The sequence below is a fragment of the Streptomyces turgidiscabies Car8 genome, assembly GCF_000331005.1.
Lineage (GTDB): Bacteria > Actinomycetota > Actinomycetes > Streptomycetales > Streptomycetaceae > Streptomyces > Streptomyces turgidiscabies.
Map to the genome: position 1 here is coordinate 1 of NZ_AEJB01000274.1, position 799 is coordinate 799.

At 67.7% G+C, this 799-nt stretch carries 1 protein-coding gene; it reads left to right on the plus strand.

The window, feature by feature from the left end:
• Positions 1–764, plus strand: a 764-nt coding sequence (locus STRTUCAR8_RS18015) for a DsbA family protein (protein ID WP_044472407.1), incomplete at its 5' end; no start/stop codon positions are given.
• Positions 765–799: the final 35 nt, after the last annotated feature.

Below are 799 nucleotides of genomic sequence, written 5' to 3' on the forward strand. Positions count from 1 at the left end.
ATCGTGACGGAAAGCGCACCGCCCGCGAGCGGCTGGCGGTCGAGCGTGAGAAGCAGAAGTCCGCGGAGAAGCGGCGGCGGGCGTTGATCGTGGGCGCCAGTGTCGTCTGCGTGCTGGGCCTGGCGGCGGTGATCGGTGTCGTCGCCGCGAACACCGGAAAGGACAGCAAGAGCGAGAGCGCCGGCCCGGTCGTGGCGCCCTCGGGCGCGCAGGGAAAGGACAGCCTCGCGATCCCCGTGGGCGAGGAGAGCGCCAAGTCGACGCTCACGGTGTGGGAGGACTTCCGCTGTCCGGCCTGCCAGTCCTTCGAGACCAACTACCGCTCGACTCTTCATGAGTTGACGGACGCGGGCAAGCTGAGGGTCGAGTACCACCTGGCGACGATCATCGACGGCAACATGAGCGGCAGCGGCTCCCGCCACGCGGCCAACGCCGCCGCCTGCGCCCAGGACGCCGGGAAGTTCAGGGCGTACCACGACGTGCTGTACGAGAACCAGCCGCAGGAGACCGACGACGCCTTCGCGAAGGACAGCGCGCTCATCGAGCTGGCGGCGAAGGTCGACGGGCTCGACACACCCACGTTCCGGACGTGTGTCGAGGACGGCACGCACAACAGCTGGGTGGTGAAGTCGAACCAGGCCTTCCAGAGCGGTGGATTCGGCGGCACGCCGACCGTTCTGCTCAACGGGAAGAACATCTACCAGGACCAGACGATGACCCCGGCGAAGCTGAAGCAGATGGTCGAGGCCGCGGACAAAGCGTAGGGCCTGGGTGTTCCCGGGGTGTTCTCGGGCTTCCC